The sequence below is a fragment of the Larkinella sp. C7 genome (assembly GCF_006149005.1).
Taxonomy (GTDB): domain Bacteria; phylum Bacteroidota; class Bacteroidia; order Cytophagales; family Spirosomataceae; genus Larkinella.
Genome location: NZ_VBSL01000079.1, coordinates 1 through 641 on the forward strand (window position 1 = coordinate 1; position 641 = coordinate 641).

Below are 641 nucleotides of genomic sequence, written 5' to 3' on the forward strand. Positions count from 1 at the left end.
TACTGGTTGCCGGATCCGGTGGTTTCATTTTTTACAACACCAATGTGCTGAATGCGTATTTAAATCAGGCGGATCGTTTGCTGATGCGCGCGAAATACGAGCGACGCTACGGGTCATACTGGAATGCCCCGCGACCCGTCCTGGTGCGCACCCGGTTGCAGGTCGAGCTCTATCCCGATGAACAAAAGGCTGAAATAGCCGGTACGTACCAGCTGGTCAATCGCGGCAAAGTCGCCATCGACTCGATCCACCTTTCCACGATTCCTCAGGATGGGATCGCAGCCGTTTCATTCAACCGGCCCGCGTTTCCAATGGTGCTGGATGATGAGCTCGGTTACCGGATCTATTCCCTGAAAAATCCGCTCCAGCCCGGTGACTCCCTGCAAATGCATTTCAAGATGCACATCGAACCCCGGGGCTTCAGCAACACGGGCGTGGATGCCTCCGTAGTCGCGAATGGTTCTCATTTAACCAGTGACTGGATGCCCGTCATTGGTTACCAGGATGATCGCCGTCTGCGTGATGTGCGTGACCGCTCAACGCATGGACTCGCTCCGCGTACGGAGAGGCCCTCTCTCTACGATGTTGCCGCGCGAAACGATACCCGTCATGCGGAACAGATAGACTTGGAAGCGATTGTC

The 641-nt window shown here is 55.5% G+C and carries 1 pseudogene; it reads left to right on the forward strand.

Annotation, left to right across the window (positions count from 1 at the left end):
- Positions 1–641 (forward strand): annotated as a pseudogene (locus FH871_RS33400) (hypothetical protein); the annotation flags it as partial.